A 2667-nucleotide genomic window follows, 5' to 3' on the forward strand; every position below is an offset into this window, starting at 1 on the left:
CACGCCGTTCCCCGAGGACGGCCGCCGCGCCGCCTGCGCCCGAGCCCGCGCCGCCCGTTTCCGGCGGCGACGCCCTGGAGACCCCGCGCCCGCGCCTTTTGCCGCCCCTGAACGCGGCGCCCGCGCGAGCGCGCATGCCGGCCCCCGCCGGCCTGGATCATGAAAAAACACTATGCAGCATCCCTGCTGGCCGGCGCCTGCGCGGCCAACCCGGCGTTCGCGCTGACCGCCGAACCCGCCATCGAGACCCTGCCCGCCACCCTGGTCGAAGGCGAGCGCGCCGACGACGCGCCCAACGGTCCGATCAACCTGGAACGCATCGACGGCACCGGCAGCCGCCTCGGCCTGCGCATCAAGGACACGCCGGCCTCCGTCACCGTCATCTCGCGCCAGCAGATCGAGGCGCGCGGCGCGCTCAACACCCAGGACATCGCGCGCGGCATCCCGGGCGTGAACAACGCCGCGCCCCCCGGCATGGCCGGCGCCGTCAGCTACCGCGGTTTCAGCGGCGGCCAGGTGTCGCAACTGTTCAACGGCATCTCGGTGCAGTACGACTCGGTGGCCGCGCGGCCGATCGACAGTTGGATCTACGACCGGGTCGAGGCCATCGGCGGCCCGTCGACCTTCCTGTTCGGCGCTGGCGCGGTCGGCGGCGCCATCAATTACGTCACCAAGCTGGCCGAGCGCGACACGTTCTATGAGGGCCAGCTGCGCCTGGGATCGTTCGACACGCGCCAGGCATCGGTCGGCATCAACCAGCAGCTGGCCGGCTCGCCGGGCGGACGCGGCCATTACCTGCGCATCGACGCCAACACCACCGCCAGCCACGGCTGGGTCGACGGCGAGCGCTCGAATGCCGCCCAGGTGGCGGCCTCGCTGCTGTCCGACCTGGGCGACGACGTCACGCAGACCTGGGCCTTCGAGTACCAGCGCGAACGCGTCGACCGCCCCTACTGGGGCACCCCGCTGACGGTGGGCGCGAACGGCAAGGTGAGCGGCGAAGGCCACATCCGCGGCGGCACGCGTTTCAAGAACTACAACGTCGAGGACGGCCTGTACGAGCAGTCGGTGCTGTGGGCCCGTTCGCTGACGGAATGGCGCGCGGCGCCGGGCATCACGTTCAAGAACACGCTGTACTACTACCGCGCCGAACGCGACTTCCGCAACCTGGAGACCTACCGCTACAACGCCGCCAACAGCCGCGTGCTGCGCTCGGGCGCGCTGCTGCAGCGCCACGAACAGAGCCTGGTCGGCAACCGCGTCGAAGGCCTGGTCGAATCGACGCTGGCCGGCCTGCCCACCAGTTGGTCGTTCGGCGCCGACCTGAGCGTGAACAAGCAGACCCGCTATCCCACCAGCCTGCCGGCCACGGTGGACGCGGTCGATCCGTACGATTTCCAGCCGGGCTATTTCTACGACATCCCCGGCATGACGCGCGGCCACAACCCGGACCGCGACAACCGCATCCGCACCCTCGCCTTCACGCTGGAAAACCGCACGGAAGTGCTGCCCGGCGTGGCCATCGTGTCGGCCCTGCGCAAGGACTTCATCGACCTGGACCTGACCAACCGCCGCGCGGTCACGGCCAGCGCGCCGGCCTCGGCCTCGCGCAGCTATTCGCCCACCACCGGCCGGCTGGCGCTGAACTGGGCCGTCACGCCGCAGGCCTCGCTCTACGCGCAATACGCCACGGCCGCCGATCCCCCCTCCGGCATCATGGCCACCGCCTCGTTCGCCGACGTGCTCAACAACGACAAGCTGACCACCGGCACGCAGAAGGAAGTGGGCGGCAAGTTCGAGTTCTGGGACGGCCGCGGCTCGGCCACCATCGCGGCCTACGAGATCACGCGCAAGCACATCTCGGCGCCCGACGCCAACAACCCGGCGGTCAGCATCCCGGTGGGCCAGCAGTCGGCGCGCGGGCTGGAACTGGCCGGCGGACTGCGCCTGACGCGCACCCTGTCGCTGCAGGCCAACGTCGCCTTCGTCGACCCCAAGTACGACGACTTCTCGGAAACGGTCGGCGGCGTGCGCGTCTCGCGCAACGGCAATGTGCCGACCAACACGCCGCGGCGCGTGGCCAACGCCTGGATCGACTACGCCTTCCTGCCGGACTGGAACGCCAGCGTGGCCGCGCGCTACGTCGGCCGCGCCTACGCCGATGCCGCCAACACCGTCTGGGCGCCGTCGTACACCGTGTTCGACGCGGCGCTGTCGCACCGCATCGACCGCCACTTCACCGTCACCGGCCGGGTCCGCAACCTGACCGACAAGGTGTACGCCGCCAACGTCACCGGCACGCCGATGTTCTACCTGGGCGCGCCGCGCTCGTTCGAGCTGACGCTCCAGGCGCGGTTCTGAGGACAGCCATGGACGCCATCCCCTCCCCCCGCCGCCGGCCCGCGTCCGTGCCGTGGTCCACCCGCGCCAAGCGCTGGCTGTACCTGACGCACCGCTGGGCCGGCATCGTGCTGTGCCTGTTCTTCGCCATGTGGTTCATCTCGGGCGTGGTGATGATGTACGTGGGCTACCCCAAGCTCACGCCGCAGGAACGCATGACGCACCTGGCGCCGCTCGACCCGGCCCGCGTCGCCGCCACGCCGGCCCAGGCGCTGGCCGCCGCCGGCGCCAGCGACATGGCGGGCCTGAGCCTGGCCGCGCTGCGCG

General features: G+C 71.1%; 1 protein-coding gene and 1 pseudogene. Both read left to right on the forward strand.

The genetic code is table 11. The features are described 5' to 3' along the window. Nucleotides 1-159: 159 nt before the first annotated feature. The gene (locus tag HV742_RS31960; protein WP_175147277.1) at nt 160-2361 is read left to right on the forward strand and encodes a TonB-dependent receptor; all 2202 of its coding nucleotides are present in this window, start codon (nt 160-162) and stop codon (nt 2359-2361) included. 8 nt (nt 2362-2369) lie between these two features. Next, nucleotides 2370-2667, forward strand: a pseudogene (locus tag HV742_RS31965) (PepSY domain-containing protein); the annotation flags it as partial.

The sequence above is a fragment of the Achromobacter ruhlandii genome (assembly GCF_902859695.1).
In the GTDB taxonomy this organism is placed as follows: Bacteria; Pseudomonadota; Gammaproteobacteria; order Burkholderiales; family Burkholderiaceae_B; genus Achromobacter; species Achromobacter ruhlandii.

What these genes read in the sequence shown, in the direction of transcription:
- HV742_RS31960 (WP_175147277.1), top strand. Translation starts at nt 160, where the DNA reads ATGAAAAAACACTATGCAGCATCCCTGCTGGCCGGCGCCTGCGCGGCC.